Annotated in this window: 1 protein-coding gene; it reads left to right on the top strand. The window is 45.2% G+C overall.

All coding sequences use genetic code 11. The annotated features are described in order from the left end of the window. On the top strand, window positions 1-419 hold a 419-nt coding region (locus GY683_RS06425; RefSeq protein ID WP_297287957.1), incomplete at its 5' end, for an MATE family efflux transporter. Window positions 420-604: the final 185 nt, after the last annotated feature.

Here is a 604-nt window from a genome sequence, read left to right as displayed (position 1 = left end):
TCGATGAAATAACGTCACGCGTACAGCGTTACTTTGTGGTGGGCTTCATCGCCTCAACCACGATCACCTGTGTGGTTTACCTATTCCGCTATGAAATTCTCGATCTGTTCACACAAGATCCTAAGATCATCGCATTAGCGGCAGTGCTGATTGCAGGGTCAATCATTCTCGAAGCGGGTCGAGTATTTAACCTGATCTTCATCTCATGCTTGAAAGCCGCTGGCGATATTAAGTTCCCAGTAAAAATGGGTATCCTCAGCATGTGGGGCATTGGCGTCGCGATGAGCTATTTGCTTGGCGTACACTGGGGGTATGGTGTGCTTGGTGCTTGGATGGCGATCGCGATGGATGAATGGTTCCGAGGCATCATAATGGCGTATCGCTGGAGAGCAAAAAAATGGACTCGTTTCTCACTTTAAGTGATTGAAGATACATTGGTAAATCTGACTGATGCAAAAGAAAAAGCGCTAGGGGGAGCTAGCGCTTTTTAGACCAACTAAATCCGTTTAGCCTGGTAGGTTTTTGAGCTGTATCATGAGGATATAACCAATTTTTTTACTTAGGTAAATCAAAAAGCCTATTCTTTCCGACTGCTTTGAGTCGT

This window comes from Moraxella sp. (assembly GCF_024227015.1).
Taxonomy (GTDB): Bacteria; Pseudomonadota; Gammaproteobacteria; order Pseudomonadales; family Moraxellaceae; genus Moraxella.
This window is presented reverse-complemented; position numbering and strand designations above follow the sequence as displayed.